The 16,850-nt window shown below is 65.1% G+C and carries 13 protein-coding genes; 5 read left to right on the top strand and 8 right to left on the bottom strand.

The features are described from left to right. The first annotated feature begins 353 nt into the window (after window positions 1–353). The 3 genes from HOP58_RS04245 (at window position 354) to HOP58_RS04235 (ending at window position 2,862) form a co-directional block, all read left to right on the top strand. The gene (locus tag HOP58_RS04245; RefSeq protein ID WP_234259663.1) at window positions 354–1,103 is read left to right on the top strand and encodes an electron transfer flavoprotein subunit beta/FixA family protein; all 750 of its coding nucleotides are present in this window, start codon (window positions 354–356) and stop codon (window positions 1,101–1,103) included. Window positions 1,104–1,116: 13 nt separating this feature from the next. Further along, window positions 1,117–2,043, top strand: a complete 927-nt coding sequence (locus tag HOP58_RS04240) for an FAD-binding protein (RefSeq protein WP_234259662.1) — start codon at window positions 1,117–1,119, stop codon at window positions 2,041–2,043. A gap of 207 nt (window positions 2,044–2,250) precedes the next feature. Next, window positions 2,251–2,862 carry a superoxide dismutase gene (locus HOP58_RS04235; RefSeq protein ID WP_234259661.1) on the top strand — a complete coding sequence of 204 codons (612 nt, stop codon included), beginning with the start codon at window positions 2,251–2,253 and terminating at the stop codon, window positions 2,860–2,862. Window positions 2,863–2,942: 80 nt separating this feature from the next. Here HOP58_RS04235 and HOP58_RS04230 read toward each other — a convergent pair whose 3' ends face one another. The 8 genes from HOP58_RS04230 to HOP58_RS04195 form a co-directional block, all read right to left on the bottom strand. Next, complete coding sequence (locus tag HOP58_RS04230) at window positions 2,943–3,710, bottom strand: ATP-binding cassette domain-containing protein (RefSeq protein ID WP_234259660.1); 768 nt, start codon at window positions 3,708–3,710, stop codon at window positions 2,943–2,945. A gap of 26 nt (window positions 3,711–3,736) precedes the next feature. After that, window positions 3,737–4,141, bottom strand: a complete 405-nt coding sequence (locus HOP58_RS04225; RefSeq protein WP_234259659.1) for a hypothetical protein — start codon at window positions 4,139–4,141, stop codon at window positions 3,737–3,739. Window positions 4,142–4,358: 217 nt separating this feature from the next. Continuing rightward, the gene (locus tag HOP58_RS04220; protein WP_234259658.1) at window positions 4,359–5,666 is read right to left on the bottom strand and encodes a SidA/IucD/PvdA family monooxygenase; all 1,308 of its coding nucleotides are present in this window, start codon (window positions 5,664–5,666) and stop codon (window positions 4,359–4,361) included. Further along, window positions 5,659–7,470 carry an IucA/IucC family protein gene (locus HOP58_RS04215; RefSeq protein WP_234259657.1) on the bottom strand — a complete coding sequence of 604 codons (1,812 nt, stop codon included), beginning with the start codon at window positions 7,468–7,470 and terminating at the stop codon, window positions 5,659–5,661. The genes HOP58_RS04220 and HOP58_RS04215 overlap by 8 nt, the downstream gene beginning before the upstream one ends. Continuing rightward, window positions 7,470–8,369: a GNAT family N-acetyltransferase gene (locus HOP58_RS04210; RefSeq protein WP_234259656.1), complete on the bottom strand. Its 900-nt coding sequence runs from the start codon at window positions 8,367–8,369 to the stop codon at window positions 7,470–7,472. The genes HOP58_RS04215 and HOP58_RS04210 overlap by 1 nt, the downstream gene beginning before the upstream one ends. Next, complete coding sequence (locus tag HOP58_RS04205; RefSeq protein ID WP_234259655.1) at window positions 8,366–10,111, bottom strand: IucA/IucC family protein; 1,746 nt, start codon at window positions 10,109–10,111, stop codon at window positions 8,366–8,368. Before HOP58_RS04205 ends, HOP58_RS04210 begins: the two co-directional genes overlap by 4 nt. A gap of 95 nt (window positions 10,112–10,206) precedes the next feature. After that, window positions 10,207–11,409: an MFS transporter gene (locus HOP58_RS04200; protein ID WP_234259654.1), complete on the bottom strand. Its 1,203-nt coding sequence runs from the start codon at window positions 11,407–11,409 to the stop codon at window positions 10,207–10,209. A 158-nt stretch (window positions 11,410–11,567) separates the two neighbouring features. Continuing rightward, complete coding sequence (locus HOP58_RS04195; RefSeq protein ID WP_234259653.1) at window positions 11,568–13,664, bottom strand: TonB-dependent receptor; 2,097 nt, start codon at window positions 13,662–13,664, stop codon at window positions 11,568–11,570. Window positions 13,665–13,859: 195 nt separating this feature from the next. On the opposite strand from HOP58_RS04195, the gene fhuB reads away from it, so the two are divergent. Continuing rightward, window positions 13,860–15,845, top strand: a complete 1,986-nt coding sequence (gene fhuB, locus HOP58_RS04190) for a Fe(3+)-hydroxamate ABC transporter permease FhuB (protein WP_234259652.1) — start codon at window positions 13,860–13,862, stop codon at window positions 15,843–15,845. A 47-nt stretch (window positions 15,846–15,892) separates the two neighbouring features. Continuing rightward, the gene (gene fhuF, locus HOP58_RS04185) at window positions 15,893–16,663 is read left to right on the top strand and encodes a siderophore-iron reductase FhuF (RefSeq protein ID WP_234259651.1); all 771 of its coding nucleotides are present in this window, start codon (window positions 15,893–15,895) and stop codon (window positions 16,661–16,663) included. Window positions 16,664–16,850 lie beyond the last annotated feature (187 nt).

The following is a 16,850-nucleotide window of genomic DNA, read 5'->3' as shown; positions in this document are numbered from 1 at the left end:
TTCGGCGTCGGAGCGGATGTGCCACCAACGTCGAAGGAAAATAAAACGGTCGTTTGCTTCTCGATATTCTTCATGATAGGCATAATAAACGACTCAGGATACCCCTACGATGCCAATGTGCTACGTTCCACGCTTCGGTCTGTTGCAAGGGGATTGTTGCCAAAGCCCAGGCTATGGCACATTGGCAGGGTTTTTTGATTCGGCGCCTATCAAACGCTTGCATGAAACGGCATGCTCTGGAATGCGCGGAGGCATGCTGACAGAATCGCGGAGTCGTTGATCTTCCCGGCACGCCATGGGCGTCAGCGAGTCCCTAACGAAAAGGTTCACCCATCGAACCAAGCGAGGACACCATGAAAGTACTCGTCGCGGTCAAACGCGTCATCGACTACAACGTCAAGATTCGCGTCAAGGCGGATCACTCCGACGTCGACCTCACCAACGTCAAGATGGCCATGAACCCCTTCTGCGAGATCGCCGTGGAAGAGGCCGTGCGGCTGAAAGAGAAAGGCGTGGCCACCGAGGTCGTCGCGGTGACCATCGGTCCCAAGGCCGCCCAGGAGCAGCTGCGCACCGCTCTGGCGCTGGGCGCCGACCGGGCCATTCATGTCGAGACCGAAGAGCGCGTCGAGTCGCTGGCCGCGGCCAAGCTGCTGGCCAAGGTAGTGGAAGAGGAGCAGCCGGGGCTGGTCATTCTCGGCAAGCAGGCCATCGACACCGACAACAACCAGACCGGCCAGATGCTGGCTGCACTGGCTGGCCTGCCTCAGGGTACCTTCGCCTCCGAGGTGGTGGTCGAGGGAGACAAGCTTCAGGTGACCCGCGAGATCGACGGCGGCCTGCAGACCGTAGAGCTGACCCTGCCGGCCATCGTCACCACCGACCTGCGCTTGAACGAGCCGCGCTACGCCAAGCTGCCCGACATCATGAAGGCCAAGAAGAAGCCGCTCGACGTCAAGAGCCCGGCCGATTACGGCATCGAGGTGGCCAGCAAGCTCACGCTGCTCAAGGTCGAATCGCCGGCCGAGCGCAAGGGTGGCATCAAGGTGGGCTCCGTCGACGAGCTCGTGGACAAGTTGAAGAACGAAGCCAAAGTGATTTGAAGGAGCTGATCGCATGAGCATCCTGGTATTAGCAGAACATCATGACGGCCAGCTCGCCGGCGCCACCGCCCACGTGGTTGCCGCAGCCAAGGCCATCGGTGGCGACATCGACGTGCTGGTCGCTGGCGAGAACGTCGGCGCCGTGGCCGAGGCCGCCGCCAGGCTCGACGGCGTGGTCAAGGTCCGTGTGGCCGACAACGCGGTTTACGCCCACCAGCTGGCCGAGCCCATGGGCGCGCTGCTGGCCGAGCTGGCCGATGGCTACAGCCACCTGCTGGCCGCTGCCTCCACCACCGGCAAGAACGTGCTGCCGCGGGTTGCCGCGCTGAAGGACGTCAGCCAGATTTCCGAGATCGTCGAAGTGGTCGATGCCGACACCTTCAAGCGTCCGATCTACGCCGGTAACGCCATCGCCACGGTGAAGAGTGCCGACAGCCTCAAGGTGATCACCGTGCGCAGCACCGGCTTCGATGCCATCGGCGAAGGCGGTAGCGCAGCCGTCGAGAATGTCGATATCGTTGCCGACAATAGCCAGTCCAGCTTCGTCAAGCAGGAGCTGGCCCAGAGCGACCGTCCCGAACTGGCGGCGGCCAAGGTGGTCATCTCCGGCGGGCGCGGCATGGGCAGCGGCGAGAACTTCAAGCTGCTCGACGGCATCGCCGACAAGCTGGGCGCCGCCATCGGCGCCTCCCGCGCCGCGGTAGACGCCGGCTTCGTGCCCAACGACATGCAGGTGGGGCAGACCGGCAAGATCGTCGCGCCGGAGCTCTACATTGCCGTGGGCATCAGCGGTGCGATTCAGCACCTGGCCGGCATGAAGGACTCCAAGGTGATCGTGGCGATCAACAAGGACGAGGAAGCGCCGATCTTCCAGGTGGCGGATTACGGTCTCGTCGGCGACCTGTTCCAGATCCTGCCGGAGCTCGAGAGCAAGCTCTGAGCCCTCTCCGTCATGTCCAAAGAAGCCGGTTCCGCAAGGAGCCGGCTTCTTGCCGATTGGCCTTTGCGTTCTGGGCGAGGGCACTCTGTCTGGTGTAGGGTGTTCGTGCCTTGAGAAAAAGGAGCTCGGGACGGTTGAAATCGCCGCTCGGCGACCGCACCTCATTTGATTGCAGCACAACCACTGACACCAAAGGAGATGACCAACATGGCACACACCCTCCCTGACCTGCCGTACGCCTACGATGCGCTCGAGCCGCACATCGATGCCATGACCATGGAGATCCACCACTCGCGTCACCACCAGACCTATGTCAACAACCTGAATGCTGCCCTTGAGGGAACGGGTCTGGAGGACATGCCGGTCGACGAGCTACTCGCCAACCTCGATCGCGTGCCGGCCGACAAGCGCCAGGCGGTGATCAATAACGGCGGTGGTCACTCCAACCACACCATGTTCTGGCAGATGATGTCGCCCAACGGCGGTGGCCAGCCCAAGGGCGAGGTGGCCGCAGCCATCGACAGTGAGCTGGGTGGCTTCGAGGCCTTCAAGGATGCCTTCACCAAAGCGGCCCTGGGTCGCTTCGGCAGCGGTTGGGCCTGGCTCAGCGTTACCCCGGAGAAGAAGCTGGTGGTGGAGAACAGCCTCAACCAGGACAGCCCCATCTCCAACGGCAACACCCCGGTGCTGGGTCTGGACGTGTGGGAGCACGCCTACTACCTGAAGTTCCAGAACAAGCGCCCGGACTACATCGCCGAGTTCTTCAACGTGATCGACTGGGAAGAGGTGGAGCGCCGCTATCAGCAGGCCGCTTCTTGATCCCAGGTTCGTTTCGTAAGACGAGCGCCGCAGCCATAGGCTGCGGCGTTTTCGTTAGGCGATGGGAGGGCGAGCTTCGGTCAGCACGCCACAGCAATACGATGCTCGCCGCTGGGATGGGGCATGACCTGCATTGGCAGGCCGTAGATGGCTTCCAGGGTGGCATTGGTCATCATTTCCGCGGGAGAACCGTGGGCCAATACACGACCACTGTGCAGGGCGAGAAGTTCGTCGCAGTAGCGTGAGGCCATGTTGATGTCGTGGAGCACGATGACGACGCACAGCTTCAGCTCGTCGCACAGTCTTCGTATCAGGTTCAGCACTTCCATTTGATGAGCGATGTCCAGGGCCGCCAATGGCTCGTCGAGCAGCAGGAAGCGACTCTCCTGGGCCAGCAGCATGGCCAGCCATACCCGCTGGCGTTCGCCGCCCGAAAGTGTATCCACCAAGCGGTCGGCAAAGGCCTCGGTGTGACTGAGTTCGATGGCCCGTTCGACGGCGGCTTTGTCCTTGGACGTTTGGCGTCCTAGCAGGCCGTGCCAGGGATAGCGGCCAAAGCCGATCAGCTCGCGACCAATCAGGTTTTCCGCGCTGGGCAGGTGCTGGGGCAAATAGGCAACGCGGCGGGCAAACGCACGCTGCCCCCAGCCCTCGAGTGGCTTTCCGTCGAGCAGGACTTCGCCCCGACTGGCGGCATGCTGCTGGGCGAGCAGCTTGATCAGCGTCGATTTGCCCGATCCGTTGTGACCGATCAAACCGTAGACCTTACCCTCCGCGAAGGCGTGGCTCACTGGCTGGAGCAGGCGTTTGCCGTTGACCTCGAAGCTGGCTTCCTTGACCTCTAGCATGTTGGATTCCTTGCACGAAGAATCGATTACCAGCCCAGCCAACTGCGAAGGCGCTGGCTCGGTGACGATGCTCGACTGGTAGCAACGCGGTGGGCAGCGCCCGAGAGCTGAGTCGTTGCTTCCTTGAGCGGCACCATGATGGCTTCGAGATGGTGCTGGCAGAGCTGGCGGTCAAGGGCGGCAGGGCACTGGGCTATCAGCAGGCCGCAGTGATAGACCGCGGTGTCCAGCGGTTGATGGACACCCTTGAAGGGCGCTGCCTCTCTGCGGCAGCGCTGTAGCTCGCTGAGGAGCATGCGCAGCATCTGGGCATCCAGCCAGCAGGGCGTGTCATCCCGCTTCGGTGAAGTGGCCACCAAGTTATGCACGGCCTGGAAGGAGACGTGCAGGAAGACGCATGTGTAGTACAGCTGAGAGCGTTCTGCAGTCATGGGGGGTACCATAAAAAATCTCAATGAGATTGATTTGCATTCTGGGCGATAAGGCTGATCATGTCAAACTTGGGCTGCCAGTCGTTCCTGTCGAGTAGAGGGGAGGAGTCCGGCCATCTCGCCTGCGAAGCGCCTGGTCGCCTCTCCGATCGGTGAGTGTGTCTGGGCCCGCTCGTCAGCAACGAGCGGGCTGCAACAGCGGTACAGGCAAGAAGCGTCAGATCGCCTGGACCCAGCGCGGCTCGGCTGTAGGGTGCCATTCGATGGGGCCATCGTCCTCCTGCAGGTCGAAGGCCTGGTGGCCGGCGACATGGTTGAGGATCGTTGCCGAGCGCCAGGCCATCAGCGACAGCTGAGGCTCCGCGATGCCGTGGCTGTGGCGGCCGGCGTTGACCGCATAGATGCGGTGCGTGGTGGGCCCGTCCCAGCTCGCTTCGAAGTGGGGGCCCAGCATCAGCTCGCCATGGGCATCGCGTTCCAGGCGCGGGGCCAGGTCGGCGAGACAGTCCGGCAGGTGGGAACAGAAACCGGTGGCGAAAACGACGACATCGGCATTGAAGTGCTCCTTCCCACCGGTGAGTCCATGCGTGGTGGTCAGGGTGAAGCCGAGACCGCTGCGCTCCAGGGCGATGGCCTCGCGGTGAGGAAAGAGCCGTGCCCAGCGGGGCTCGCCGAGCACGTCGAACCGGTGGTAGAACTCGCGATAAAGCGTCTGCAGGGCGGCTGGGGTGATGCCATCGCTGGCCAGTTTCTGGGCCGCCACCTCACGCTCACGGATCTCGCGGGGCAGAGTGTGAAAGCTGCGCGTGTAGTCCGGCGTGAAGTACTCGTTGGTGAAGGCGGTTTCATCGAGGGGTTCGAAATTACGCCGCCGTGAGATCCAGTGCAGCTCCCGTGGCTGGCCCCAATGGCCGCGCAGCGCATTGAGGAAGATGTCGGCGCCGCTCTGGCCGCCGCCGACCACCACCACGCGGCGCTCGCTGAAGTCACGCCGGCTCCTGGCGATCTCAGCGGCGTGCAGGCAGTGAGGCCCACGCAGTGCCTCGGCAAAGTCCGGCAGCCAGGGACGCTTGCCGGTACCCAGGCAGAGATGGCGGGCACGGTAGTCGTTGGCATCGGTGCGCAGCCGGAAGCCGCGCGCATCGAGCCGCACCTCCCGCACCTCCTCGCCGAGCGCGACGTTGTCCAGGCGCCGGGCAGCCCAGCCTAGGTAGTCGGAAAATTCGGCGCGGCTGACGGTATCCAGCTCGGCGTTGAGGAAGCGGTAGAAGCGGTGGTGTTCGACCAGGTAGCGCAGGAAGGAGTGGCGGCTGTCCGGTGCCACGGCGGTGACCAGGTCCTTGAGAAAACCGGTCTGTAGATGGGTGTCGGGAAGCATCAGCCCAGGGTGCCAGGCCGGATCGCGGCGGCGCTCGAAGAAGCGCGTGGCGAGCCGTGGTAGATGGGAATCGGCCAGCGCGGCGATGCTCAGGTTGAAGGGTCCGGCGCCCAGGCCGGCAAGATCGAGAACGTTGGAGTCAGACATTGGACACCTCCTGTGTCTTGGTGACGCCGGCCGCATCGGCTGGCAGACGGACGAAGTGCAGCGGGTTGTCGACGCGCAGTTCCATCTCGGCGAGCATGCGTTCCGCTGCCGCGTCGGTAGCGTGCAGGAACTTGGCGCGATTGAGCGTCAGGCGCAGGATGTGCGGGGCGAACAGTTCGAAGCGGATGAAGCGCTCGGCCAGCTCGGGATGTCGATCCCGGTAGGCGGCGAGCACGTCGCCACACAGGCGATAGAAGCATGTCTCCGAGACCCCGCAGGCTGCGGCGTGAGGGGCGATGAAACGCAAGGTAGTGACGAAGTGCCCGGTCTGCAGGTCATGGATGAGTTTCTCCGGCGGCAGGCGCACCGTGACTTTCTTGAGCTCGGCGGGCAGGTCGTGGGCCTCGGGGAACTCCTCGTCGACCAGCCGCAGGTCGCCCTGAAAGTCCTTGAGAGCCAGACGGTGAGGCCAGCCGTCACGCAGGATTAGTGTCAGGTTCTGGCCGTGGGCGATCAGTGACACGCCGTAGCGGCACATCAGGTGCCAGAGCGGCACTAGTGTGACCTCGAACATCCGAGTGAACCAGGCCTGTGCAGCCTGGGGGGCGTGAGCGCCGGCAGCCGTCAGATAGGCGGCGAGCCAGGGGCGTCCCTGCTCGTCGAGCTGCATCAGCTCGGCCATCAGCAGCGCCTGCTCGTTGGCTGCCAGTCGTGGTGCCAGTGACTCTCGCCAGATCACCCCGAACAGTTCGCGGTAGCGATAGGGCGATTGCGGCAGGCGGGCATACTGCTCATGAGGCAGCACGGCTCCCGCAGGTTCGGCGAGGATCTCCAGATTCACGCGGGCGAACTCCTCGTCGTCGTGTGCCCGGGCCTTCAGCCAGGCCGAGGCGGCGGGACCGGCGAGCAGAAAGCGGCCGGGAATGCCGCGATAGCAGGAGGTGTTCATGATGGTCAGCGGCAGCTTGATGTCGTAGGCCGCTGGACGGCTGACGTTGGTCAGGGTGCGCAGCGATTGCTGAGGCACGTAGCTGTCGCCGAATTCGCCGAGGTAGACCAGGCGACGGCGGGCGATGTCGGAGGCATGCAGGGGGCCGAGCCACTGCTGCCACTGCCAGGGGTGAACCGGCAGCAGCCGATAGGTGGCAGGGTCAGTCACCCGCTGGGCGAGGGCCTGGTACAGTCGAGCCTTCTCCGACTCGTCCAGCGCCGAGTCGAGCAGGGGAGGGGCATCAATGGGGCCGCCGCCGCACTCCAGGGCATCGGCGGCGATGGCCACCCAGGCGAGGCGAAAGGCGTTGCCGTGCTCCGGGGCGTAGCGTGCCAGGGCTTCCAATCCCCAGCCGCGGCGGCCCTTGTTGAACAGAAACTTGGGATGGCCGTCGAGCAGGCGTTGGCGTTGCGGCTCGGAAAGCAGAATGGCCGCATCGGCACTCAGTCCGCGGCGGGCTTCGCGTAGCCGACAGTCGGCGCGAAGGGTGGCGAACAGGTCTTCCAGATGTTCGGCGATCTGGGCGTCATTCATGCCGAGCAGCGGCGCCAGAGCGAGGAGAAAATCGGCGGCCTCCAAGGTGGCACCGGCGGGGGGCTCCAGGCTGGCGGGGTCGACCCGGGGGTGACGCCACAGGTTGGGGCTGGCCTGGAAGCGCCAGGCCCCGCTCTCGCCCAGGTCGAGTCGCTGGAGGTCGCCGTCGTTGGTCAGGACGATGACCTGCTCATAAGCCAGCTCACCGATCATCTTGGCGATCAGCTCGCGATTGACCGCCTCCCAGTGCGGCGTCAGACAGGTATCGAGCGACTCCATCACAGCACCTCCCGGAAGAAGCGTTCGCGCTGCCCCATCACCAGGCTGGCTCGCTTGTGGGGGAAGTCGAAGTCGCGCAGCCGTGTCAGGCCCAGACGCTCTAGGTGGCGGAACAGGCGGTGGTTGTCGTGGCGCGGCTCCAGCACCAGGCGGCGTGTGCGCGGCTCGGCGAGGTAGGCGTAGTGAGACAGCCCGCCCAGCCAGGCATCGACGAAGCGGGCCCCGCGAACGTCCTCTTCGCCTACCAGCAGGTGCAGACCGCGGTCGAAGGAGGCCCAGGGGTAATAGGGGGCGAGCCGGTCCTCGGCGGCCCAGTAGAGCTCGAAATAACCGAAGGGGCGGCCGTCGAACTCGCCGATCAGCGGCAGAGTGTGCGGGTCGGCGAGTCGCTGCGCGATGAAGTCAGCGAGTTCGCTGGCGGGCCAGGCCTGCTCCCAGAACTCCGCGACCCGCGGCAGGTGCATCCACTGCACGAAGCGCTCGAGGTCGCGATCGGGCTCGATCAGGCGCAGCGAGAAGGTTCGCCCTAGGCGTGGATCGGCGCGCCGATAGACGAGGCCGCTGGGCTTGGCGGGGCGCCTGGGATGGCCGCTCCCGGTCTCGAAGGGAGTCTGCTCAGGGCGGGTGGGGGGATGCCTCAGCCAATCCCAGGGTTGCTGATAGAAATCGCCGCGCAGCACGCGGCCACCGCCGAGTGCCTCGACCAGCCGGGGCCAGTCGGCATGATCCTGCCAAGCGGCCGGCTCCAGAATCAGCAGTGCCAGCTCGGGATGGTGAGCGAAGGCGGCATCGATGCGCTCGATCAGCGATTCCGTCGTCGCGTCGCGCTCCAGGCGGGCTGCTGCGTCCTGCAGCGGGACGATGTCGGTACGAGGCCGGGTGTCCAGAGTGATGCTCATGCCGGAACTCCTTGGTGGCGATGGGTGGCGGTAGTGGCCGCCAGGGGGTTGTCCAGCGGCAGATAGAGGCGCGCCGGCTCGGCGAGGGTGGCCTCGTTGATGCCGCTCAGGTAGCAGAAGAAGTTGCCTTTGACCTCCAACCGGGCGGCATGCAGGGCGTGGTCAAGGCAGTCGAGATCGCCATCGAGCCGTGTGCGCAGTCCTTCGAGATGGGCGCGCAGGTCACGTAGCAGGACGGCTTCGTCGACCAGGCCGTCGGCCGCCAGCGCGCTGGTGACGGCAAAGGTGGAGTTGATCAGCAGGTAGTAGAGGAAGTAGCGCCGCAGGGTAGCCTGCGGCCAGTGGTTCTCCGGGGGCGCGAGTTGCGGATGCCGTTCGAGGAAGCGGTCACCCACGCCGCTGCCCTGGCAGTCGCGGTAGAACATACCCACCGGCCAGCCATCGTCGAGCCGTAGCACGATGTTCTGCTGATGGGCCAGCAGCACGATGCCGTCCTCCACGGCGAGGCCGAACAGGGGCGTCAGCACGCGTTCGCAAAAGGCGCCGAACCAGCCGCGTGCGACCTGAGGCAGCGGCTCGCCCAGCGCCTGAGCCTTGGCACGCAGGCGCGCTGCGAGCAGAGTCTGGCGGCCGGGGCCGAGCGGCTGCTGCGTCAGGGTGGCCAGCACCACCGTCTCGGTTTCCGCCGCCCCGAGTAGCAGGTTCTCGCGCAGTACCACCAGGCTGGCAGGGTCGACGTCACCCTTGGCATCGAGCCAGCCCAGCCAGGCCGGTTCCTGCATCACGGCGAAACCGGGAAAGCGCCGGGCCACGTCGAGCTCGCGCATCCAGCGGTCCAGATGCAGGCCGCGTTGGACCTCCTTGAGGCTCAGCAGGCGCAGCGAGTTGGTCAGGCGCGCCGACAGCGAGCCCTTGACCATCCAGGGGGCCCGGGGCGCGTAGAGTGAGCGATGCGACGAGGTCGGCAGCCACTCCGCGGCGCTGTTGCCAAGCCACAGCAGTTCGCCACGTCGCTCCTGGGCCTGAACCCATGCTTGGCGGCGTAGCTGCAGTGCCTGCCAAGGATGCATGGGCAGGGCGCTGAAGCCGGGCGGCAGGCGGGTAGCCAGGTCCGCTGGCAGCAGCTCGAGGGCGAGCCCGGCGGCGCTGACGTCGCGGCTGGAGTCGCCGGCCGCGAGCGGCGGGGCCACCGCCCACCAGGCGAGACCGAAGCGGGCGCGGTGCTCGGGGCAGAAAGCGCGTGCCTCGGCCTCGTTGAACGGGGCTCGGGACTTGGGGGCAGGGTGGAAGGCGTGGCCGGCCAGCAGGCCTTGTTCCGCCTCGGCGAAGGTCAGCGGGCCGTTTTGCAGATGAGTGAGATCGTCCCTGTCGTCGAGGCTGGCCCGGGTATTGGCCCGGCTCTCCATCACCCGCTCGCGGAAGGTGTGGCGGTTGGTGGTGTCGAGCGGGCCCACCAGAGCCGGTGTCGCCAGAATGTGCTCCAGGGCCGTGACGAAATCGACCGCCTGGGAGGCGCCACCCTTGAGCCACAGGATGGGCCACTGGAAGCGGCATTCGCCGCTGGCACTGCGGTGCCGTAGTCGCAGTTGCAGCTCGCCTTCGGTGATGGGCAGACGCGCCACTTCTCCGTGGGGGGTGGTATCGAGCCGCCAGGCGCAGGTCTCACGCAGCAGGGCATTGAAGAAGCAGCTGGCGGCCGGGTCGACCTCGTTCAGGGGAGCGGCATCGGTAGTTGTCGCCATGGGAAACCTCCGTGTTGAGAAATATAAAACTAATGAGAAGTATTCATTCTTGGTGTCGTGTCGTGGCTCCTTGCGGCCCGCATGTTGGGCCTGGGTCAGTCGTGAGTGGGTGTGATCCGCGAGGTCGCCGGCATGACCCGGAAGTGGCTCCTGGTCATGGGAACGAGCAGCAGGAGGACGCAGGCGGCGGCGAGCGACAGTGGCAACAGGTGAGCGGCGGCGGCCAGGCTGACCGTCAGCGTCGCAGCGCCGTAGCCCAAGGTATGGGCCATGGCCAGCAGGCCGGCGCTGGCGCCCGGGGAGCGCTGACGCGTTGCGGCGTCGGTATATCCGGGCACGGCCAGGGCGGCGCCGACGCTGGCGATCATCACGCCCAGGCCGAAACTGGCTGGGCCGACGGCCATCGTCAGCACTCCGTAACCGGCCACCAGCCCCAGCGCCCCCAGGGCCAGCAGGGCATAACCGGATAGCCGACGGCGACGAGTGATTCCCAACTGGATGGTCAGGGCACCCAGCGCACCGAGCGACAGCAGGATCCCCATCAAGTGACCGGCTCGGGTGGCATCGATGTCGAGTCGTCCTTGTAACGCGCCGGGAAGACCCAACTGCATCAGCGATGATGACATCGCCAGCAGCAGTGCAATGGCCAGGCAGGGCAGCAGGTCGTAGGTGCCGCGTGGCAGTTGAGCAGCTCGGCTGGCGTCAGACGGGCGCTGGGGCGTCGGGGCCGGTATTCCCCGGAGCAGCAGCAGGGCCAGCATGCCGCACAGCAGCATCACCACGAAGGGCGCATGGGCGGAAAGGCTCAAACTGGCGGCGGCAATCAGCGGCCCAAGCAGGCGACCGCTGCTGAGCCCGGCGCTGATGGCGGCCAGTGCCTTGACCCGCTCCTCTCCGCCATGCAAGGCCAGCGACCACTGCTGGCAGGCCGGCACCATGCCTGAGACCGTCAGGCCGTACAGCACCCGTGCCGCCGCCACCAGGGCCAGGAGCGCGTTGTCCCCCAGAGAGCCTTGGGCCGCCGCCCACAGAGCGAAGCCGATCAGGGCGAAGCTGGTCACGTAGCCCAGCAGAGCCTGGATCACCACGCCGCGTGCGCCGTGACGATCGGCGACCCGCCCCCAGAAGGGACTGCCCAGCAGGAACAGCATCGAACCCAGCAGGATCAGACCGGCCCACTGCGACAGTGGCAGGCCGAAGCGTTCCACCAGTACCGGCAGCGCGACCAGCAGGCCGTTCTGGCCGAGGCCGAGCAATGCCGCACAGGCACTGATTCGCCACAGGGGAGGGAAGCGCATGACCGGCTCCTTGGTAAATACAATTGAGAATTGTTATTACTTAAGCAATTGCCGTCAAGCCCGACAATGTATCGGCTTGTGAAGAGAGCTGGCTCGCGGGAAGGAAAAGCCCACTGCGAGAGTGGGCTTGAGGGGGCGAGCATCACGATGAAGGCGGGTCAGTAGTCCATCGACCAGGTCAGGCTGTAGGTGCGTCCGCGGCCTTGGTAGTCGTAGAGGTATTCCGGGCCATAGTAGGGTGAATAGAACATCGCCGCGCGTTGGCCCCACACCGTGGAGTAGCTCTCGTCCAGCAGGTTCTGCACGCCGAGGCTGAACTTGCCGAAGTCGGTCTGTCGGCTCAGCGCCAGGTCCAGGGTGGTGTTGCCGTCGATCCTGTGATCGGCGTCATCCTCCAGGTCGAAGGTGTGGTTGGCCTGCAGGCGGGCCGAATGGACGTGGTCTCGCCAGCCGACGAAGGCGGTCGCTGAGGAGAGCGAGGCATAGCGGGCATCGCGCTTTTCCCATCCGCCCTCGTCGTTCTCCTGCTCCGAGCGCACCAGATGCAGGGTGCCGCCGACTTCGAGGCCGTCCGAGAAGTAGCGGGTCAGGGCACCTTCGATACCGTAGTCACGCTTCCTGTCGTCGATCACGTCGACGCTCAGGTCGCCGCTGTTGATTTCCAGGGCCTTGTCGGACCAGGCGTAGTAGACCGCCGCCTGGGCCACCCAGTCGCCGCCCTGGTAACGCCAGCCGAGTTCAGCCTGGTCGGTCTCGATGGCGGAGAGCGGGTTCGCGCCGACGCTAATGCCCGGACGGCCGTAATACTTGGCCGGATCGGGAAGCTCGAATCCCTGGCTGTAGCGCAGCCAGCTCTGGTGGCCGTTGCCGAAGTCGTGGAGCGCGCTGGCGTTGAGCAGGGTGGCGTCGTAGTCGTTCTCGCCGCCGGGAATGCCGTTGAAGTCGTCGACCTCGACGTCGGAGTGCTGGCGCCGAACACCAGCCGATAGCTTGAGAGCATCGGTCGCCTGCCAGTCGAGCTGGGCGAAGGCGGCGAGAGTGTCGACCCGGTAGCCGGGATAGCGTGGTGCGATGCTGGCCTGTTCCTGTACCAGCCCGCCAGTGGCGTCGGATACGGCCTTGTCGAAGGTCATCTGGCTGGCGTCGAAGCTCTCGCGATCGTAATCCAGGCCATAGATGAGGCCGATACGCTCGTTCAGTCGTGCATCGAACAGCGCCTTTAGGCCGCTGAGCTCGGTGTTCTGCTGGGAGGCACGGAACTCGGAGCCGCCGGCGACCGGGTAGGGGAAGGCCTGGAAGCTGGCTTCCTCCTCGCGATGGAAGGCCTGCAGATAGAAGTTCTGCCCCAGCAGGTCAGCGTGGTGGTACTGCAGGTTGACCATCTTGCGATCGGTGGCTGGGTCGCGGTCGGAACGATAGCCGTCACGGATCTCGGCGTCCTCCAGGCTGGGACTGGCAGCGTCCAGGTGGGGGAAGTAGACCCCACGATCCCCCTCGTAGCCCGAGCGGTAGAGCTGGGCAGCGAGTTCCAGGGTTTGAGTGTCATTCAGCTGAAAGGTGAGGTTGCCCAGCACGTCGATACTGCGATTGTCCTGCAGGTCGGTCTGAGCGAGATCGGGGAAGATCTCGTTACCGCGACCGTCGAACTGGCGGCCATTATCCTGGAAGGCGGTGCCGAGATAGGCCTGCACCCGTTCGCTGCCACCGCTGACCGACTGAGCGATCCGCCTGTCGAGATCGCTGCTGCGATTGAAGCCGGTGGTGACTCCGACCTCGGTGCGCCAATCCGGCCCACCGACACGGCCTTTACGGGTGATGATGTTGACGATGCCGCCGGTGGCGCCGCCGCCATAGAGACTGCTGGCCCCGGAGAGCACCTCGACGCGTTCGATGTTGAAGGGGTCGATGGAGTCGAATTGACGGGACAGGCCCCGAGAGCTGTTCATCGACACGCCGTCGATCAATACCTGTACGGTGCGGCCGCGCAGGTTCTGGCCATAGTTGGTGCGCCCTTCGGGGGCCATGTCGAGGCTGGGCACGAGCCTGCCCAGAGCCGTCTTGAGATCGGCGCCGGCTTCGATCTGCTGCTGTAGTTCCTCCTTTTCGATTATCCACACCGCGCCGGGTATCTGGTTGATCTGGGTGGGGGTGCGCGATCCCACTACCACCATGGTGTCCTGGCGTTCTTGGGCGTGAAGGGTCATGGCGGCCGAGCTGGCAACCACGGTGAAACCGAGGGCTATGCGTTTCTTCATGGGATTCCCTTGCCTGGAAGACTCGAGTGGTGTTGCTAGGCGGGAAAGAGTATCATTCACAATTAAGATATCAATGATAATTGTTAGCGTTTGTTGATGGGCTGATGAATCGATGAGCCAAAGATGAGCGAAAGGAGCCGCATGGCTGACGAAAGGGTGCCGCCGGGTGTGGCAAGGGCTGCAGGCGGGGCAAATATGATGGGGCACACGATGCGCGGCGGTATGCCGGCGCTTACCTGTTGGCTACTGAGCTTGCCCCTGGTCGTGCTGTTCTGGCTGGGGCTGGAGGCCCAGGGTGGTATCTCTCTGGGCTTCAAGGCACTGCTGGCACCTGCGTTCGAGGATGTCGACCAACTGCTGCTGCATTACGCCTGGTGGCCACGGCTCTCGGTTGCACTGCTGGCCGGCGGTGGCCTGGCGCTGGCCGGGGTGCTGATGCAGCAAGTGCTGCGCAACCCGCTGGCGTCGCCTACCACCCTGGGGGTGGCTTCGGGGGCCAACCTGGCGTTGATGACGGCGACCCTGCTGGCGCCGGGACTGCTGGCCTTTGGCCGCGAGTGGGTGGCGCTCGCCGGTGGCGGTTTGGCGGTGGGGTTGGTGTTCATGCTGGCCTGGCGGCGCGGCTTGGCGCCTATCGTGGTGGTGCTGGCCGGGCTGGTGGTGAACCTCTACCTGGGGGCGTTGGCCACGGCGCTGCTGCTGTTCAATCACGAGGCACTTTCGGGGCTGCTGATCTGGGGCGCCGGCTCACTGGCCCAGAATGGCTGGGATGGCGTGGCGATTCTTTGGCCGCGGCTGGCCATCAGCTGCGTGTTGGCCTGGTTCCTGCTGCGCCCGTTGGCGGTGCTGGAACTGGACGATGCCAGCGCCAAGAGTCTAGGGGTGTCGCTTACCCATCTGCGCTTTGCGGGCATGGGGCTGGCGGTATTCATCACCGGTAGCATCGTCAGCGTGGTGGGTGTTATCGGCTTCATCGGCCTGGCTGCGCCCAATATCGTGCGCCTGGCGGGGGCGCGCCGCCTCGGCGAGCGTCTGCTATGGGGCACGCTGCTGGGGGCGGTGCTGCTGGCCACTACCGACTTGCTACTGCAGAACTTCACTGGTCTGGTGCCGATGCTGATTCCTACCGGCGCGGTGACAGGTGCCCTTGGCGCGCCGCTGCTGCTGTGGCTAATCCCGCGCCTGAAGCTGCAGGGGAACCGAGCTCCGCAACCCTCAGCCGTGCTGGCCAACCGACATCCCGCCCCCGAGCGCCTGGCCATGCGTCTGGCCATTGGCCTGCTGTTGGCTGCAGCCCTGGGCCTGCTACTGGGGCAGGGAGTGAGTGGCTGGTACTGGCTGTCGCCGGATAACTGGAACGTTATGCAGTGGCGTATGCCCCGGGTGCTGGCGGCGGCGGCCAGCGGCTTGATGCTGGCAGTGGCCGGCACCTTGCTGCAGCGCCTCTCCGCCAACCCCATGGCCAGCCCCGAGGTACTGGGTATCAGCGGTGGCTGTGCGATCGCCCTGATCCTGGGTATCTTCCTGCTGCCCGCGCCGACCAGCGGCATGCTGGTCGGCGTCGGCACCCTGGGGGCCTTTGCCACGCTGCTGATCCTGGTGGCACTCAATCGCCGCAGCGGCTTCGTACCGGAGCGCCTGCTGCTCACCGGGGTGGCGGTCACGGCGCTGTTCGATGCGGTGCGCAGCGTGATGCTGGCAGGCGGCGATCCCCGCGGGCAGCAGGTGATCGCCTGGCTGGCGGGCTCCACCTATTACGTCGATCTCACCAGCGCCCTGGTGGTAGGAACGCTGGCGGCGCTGCTGGCGTTGTGCACTCTGCCGCTGACCCGCTGGCTGGACATCCTGCCCTTGGGGGTACCCACCACCCAGGCGTTGGGTATTGCCATTAATCGCGCTCGCCTGGTGCTGCTATTGCTGGTGGCTCTGCTGACCGCCTGCGCCACCCTGGTGGTGGGGCCGCTCTCTTTCGTCGGGCTGCTGGCGCCGCATATGGCCAGGCTGTTGGGGATGTCCAGGGCGCGTCAGCATCTGCTGGGGGCGGCACTGGTGGGCATGCTGTTGATGGTGCTGGCCGATTGGGTAGGCCGCCAGATCATTTTCCCTTACGAGATTCCAGCCGGGCTGGTTGCCTCGCTGATCGGTGGCGCTTACTTCATGTGGGGACTGCGCAGATTGTGAAGCGTGCCGATGCCCAGTCGATAGGCAGTGGAGACAAGGAGGTGCGCATGACGCATGTAGCGGAGCTTATCACTCGCCAGGCGAATCCGGTCGAGGCGCTGCTCGCGCTCTATCGTCAGCCGCCCCTGGACAACCTGAAAGTGCCCGCCTTCGGTGCCCCTGATGTGGCGACACTACCTGGCAGTGCGCTGCTCGACCGGGCAACGCTCGATGAGCTGCTGGCACGCTATACGGCCAGTTTCGGTGAGGGGGCCGATCGTATGGCGGCAGCGTCGATCTGGTCGAAGTATCTTTTCAGCCTGGTCTCGATACCGTCCCTGGTAGCCAACCTGCTGTTGGGGCGGGGGCTGCCGGTGCAGCCCGAACTTCTGCGTGTCGAGCTCGGCGATCGAGGTGAGGCAACCCGCCTGTGGCTGCGTGATGGCGGCGAATCCCTGGCGTCACTCTACTTCGAGACCCGCTTCACCACGCTGTTCGATGATTTTTGTGCGCCCTTGATCGAGGCACTGGCCGAGTGCTCGGGGCTTTCGTCCAAGGTGTTCTGGAGCAACCTCGGCCACTACGTTGAATACGTGGGCCAGACCTGTTCGCGGCATCCACACTTTACCGCTGCCGGGGAGCCGCTGCTGCGCTATCTCGACACCAAGACGCTCGCTGACGGGCGTCGCAATCCGCTCTACCAGCCGGTGCGATATCTCGAGTTGGGCGGTGATATCCCCACCCGTGTGCGGCGGTTGTGTTGCGTGAAATATCGTCTGCCCGATGAGCCGCTGTGTGGTGGCTGCCCGCTGAAGGCCCAGAATTGCCCAGCGAAGTGATCAGCTCGACTGATGCCGGCTAAGCTAACGAGTCGGCTCGTGCCTAACCCGTTGCCGTCAGCTCAACGAGTTATCGTCAAATCTGGTGGATGGCGATCAGGCCGCATTCCTGTCTGATTGATCAACCACTTGCTCCCCGTCCTGGAACTTGACGTTGCTGACGACCAGTTCCAGCTTCTGGAAGTGC

The organism is Halomonas sp. MCCC 1A11062 (assembly GCF_021404355.1).
In the GTDB taxonomy this organism is placed as follows: domain Bacteria; phylum Pseudomonadota; class Gammaproteobacteria; order Pseudomonadales; family Halomonadaceae; genus Halomonas; species Halomonas aerodenitrificans.
This window is presented reverse-complemented; position numbering and strand designations above follow the sequence as displayed.

What these genes read in the sequence shown, in the direction of transcription:
- fhuB (WP_234259652.1), top strand. Translation starts at nt 13,860, where the DNA reads ATGATGGGGCACACGATGCGCGGCGGTATGCCGGCGCTTACCTGTTGG.
- fhuF (WP_234259651.1), top strand. Translation starts at nt 15,893, where the DNA reads ATGACGCATGTAGCGGAGCTTATCACTCGCCAGGCGAATCCGGTCGAG.
- HOP58_RS04220 (WP_234259658.1), bottom strand. Translation starts at nt 5,666, where the DNA reads ATGTCTGACTCCAACGTTCTCGATCTTGCCGGCCTGGGCGCCGGACCC.
- HOP58_RS04200 (WP_234259654.1), bottom strand. Translation starts at nt 11,409, where the DNA reads ATGCGCTTCCCTCCCCTGTGGCGAATCAGTGCCTGTGCGGCATTGCTC.
- HOP58_RS04230 (WP_234259660.1), bottom strand. Translation starts at nt 3,710, where the DNA reads ATGCTAGAGGTCAAGGAAGCCAGCTTCGAGGTCAACGGCAAACGCCTG.
- HOP58_RS04195 (WP_234259653.1), bottom strand. Translation starts at nt 13,664, where the DNA reads ATGAAGAAACGCATAGCCCTCGGTTTCACCGTGGTTGCCAGCTCGGCC.
- HOP58_RS04235 (WP_234259661.1), top strand. Translation starts at nt 2,251, where the DNA reads ATGGCACACACCCTCCCTGACCTGCCGTACGCCTACGATGCGCTCGAG.
- HOP58_RS04240 (WP_234259662.1), top strand. Translation starts at nt 1,117, where the DNA reads ATGAGCATCCTGGTATTAGCAGAACATCATGACGGCCAGCTCGCCGGC.
- HOP58_RS04215 (WP_234259657.1), bottom strand. Translation starts at nt 7,470, where the DNA reads ATGGAGTCGCTCGATACCTGTCTGACGCCGCACTGGGAGGCGGTCAAT.
- HOP58_RS04205 (WP_234259655.1), bottom strand. Translation starts at nt 10,111, where the DNA reads ATGGCGACAACTACCGATGCCGCTCCCCTGAACGAGGTCGACCCGGCC.
- HOP58_RS04245 (WP_234259663.1), top strand. Translation starts at nt 354, where the DNA reads ATGAAAGTACTCGTCGCGGTCAAACGCGTCATCGACTACAACGTCAAG.
- HOP58_RS04225 (WP_234259659.1), bottom strand. Translation starts at nt 4,141, where the DNA reads ATGACTGCAGAACGCTCTCAGCTGTACTACACATGCGTCTTCCTGCAC.
- HOP58_RS04210 (WP_234259656.1), bottom strand. Translation starts at nt 8,369, where the DNA reads ATGAGCATCACTCTGGACACCCGGCCTCGTACCGACATCGTCCCGCTG.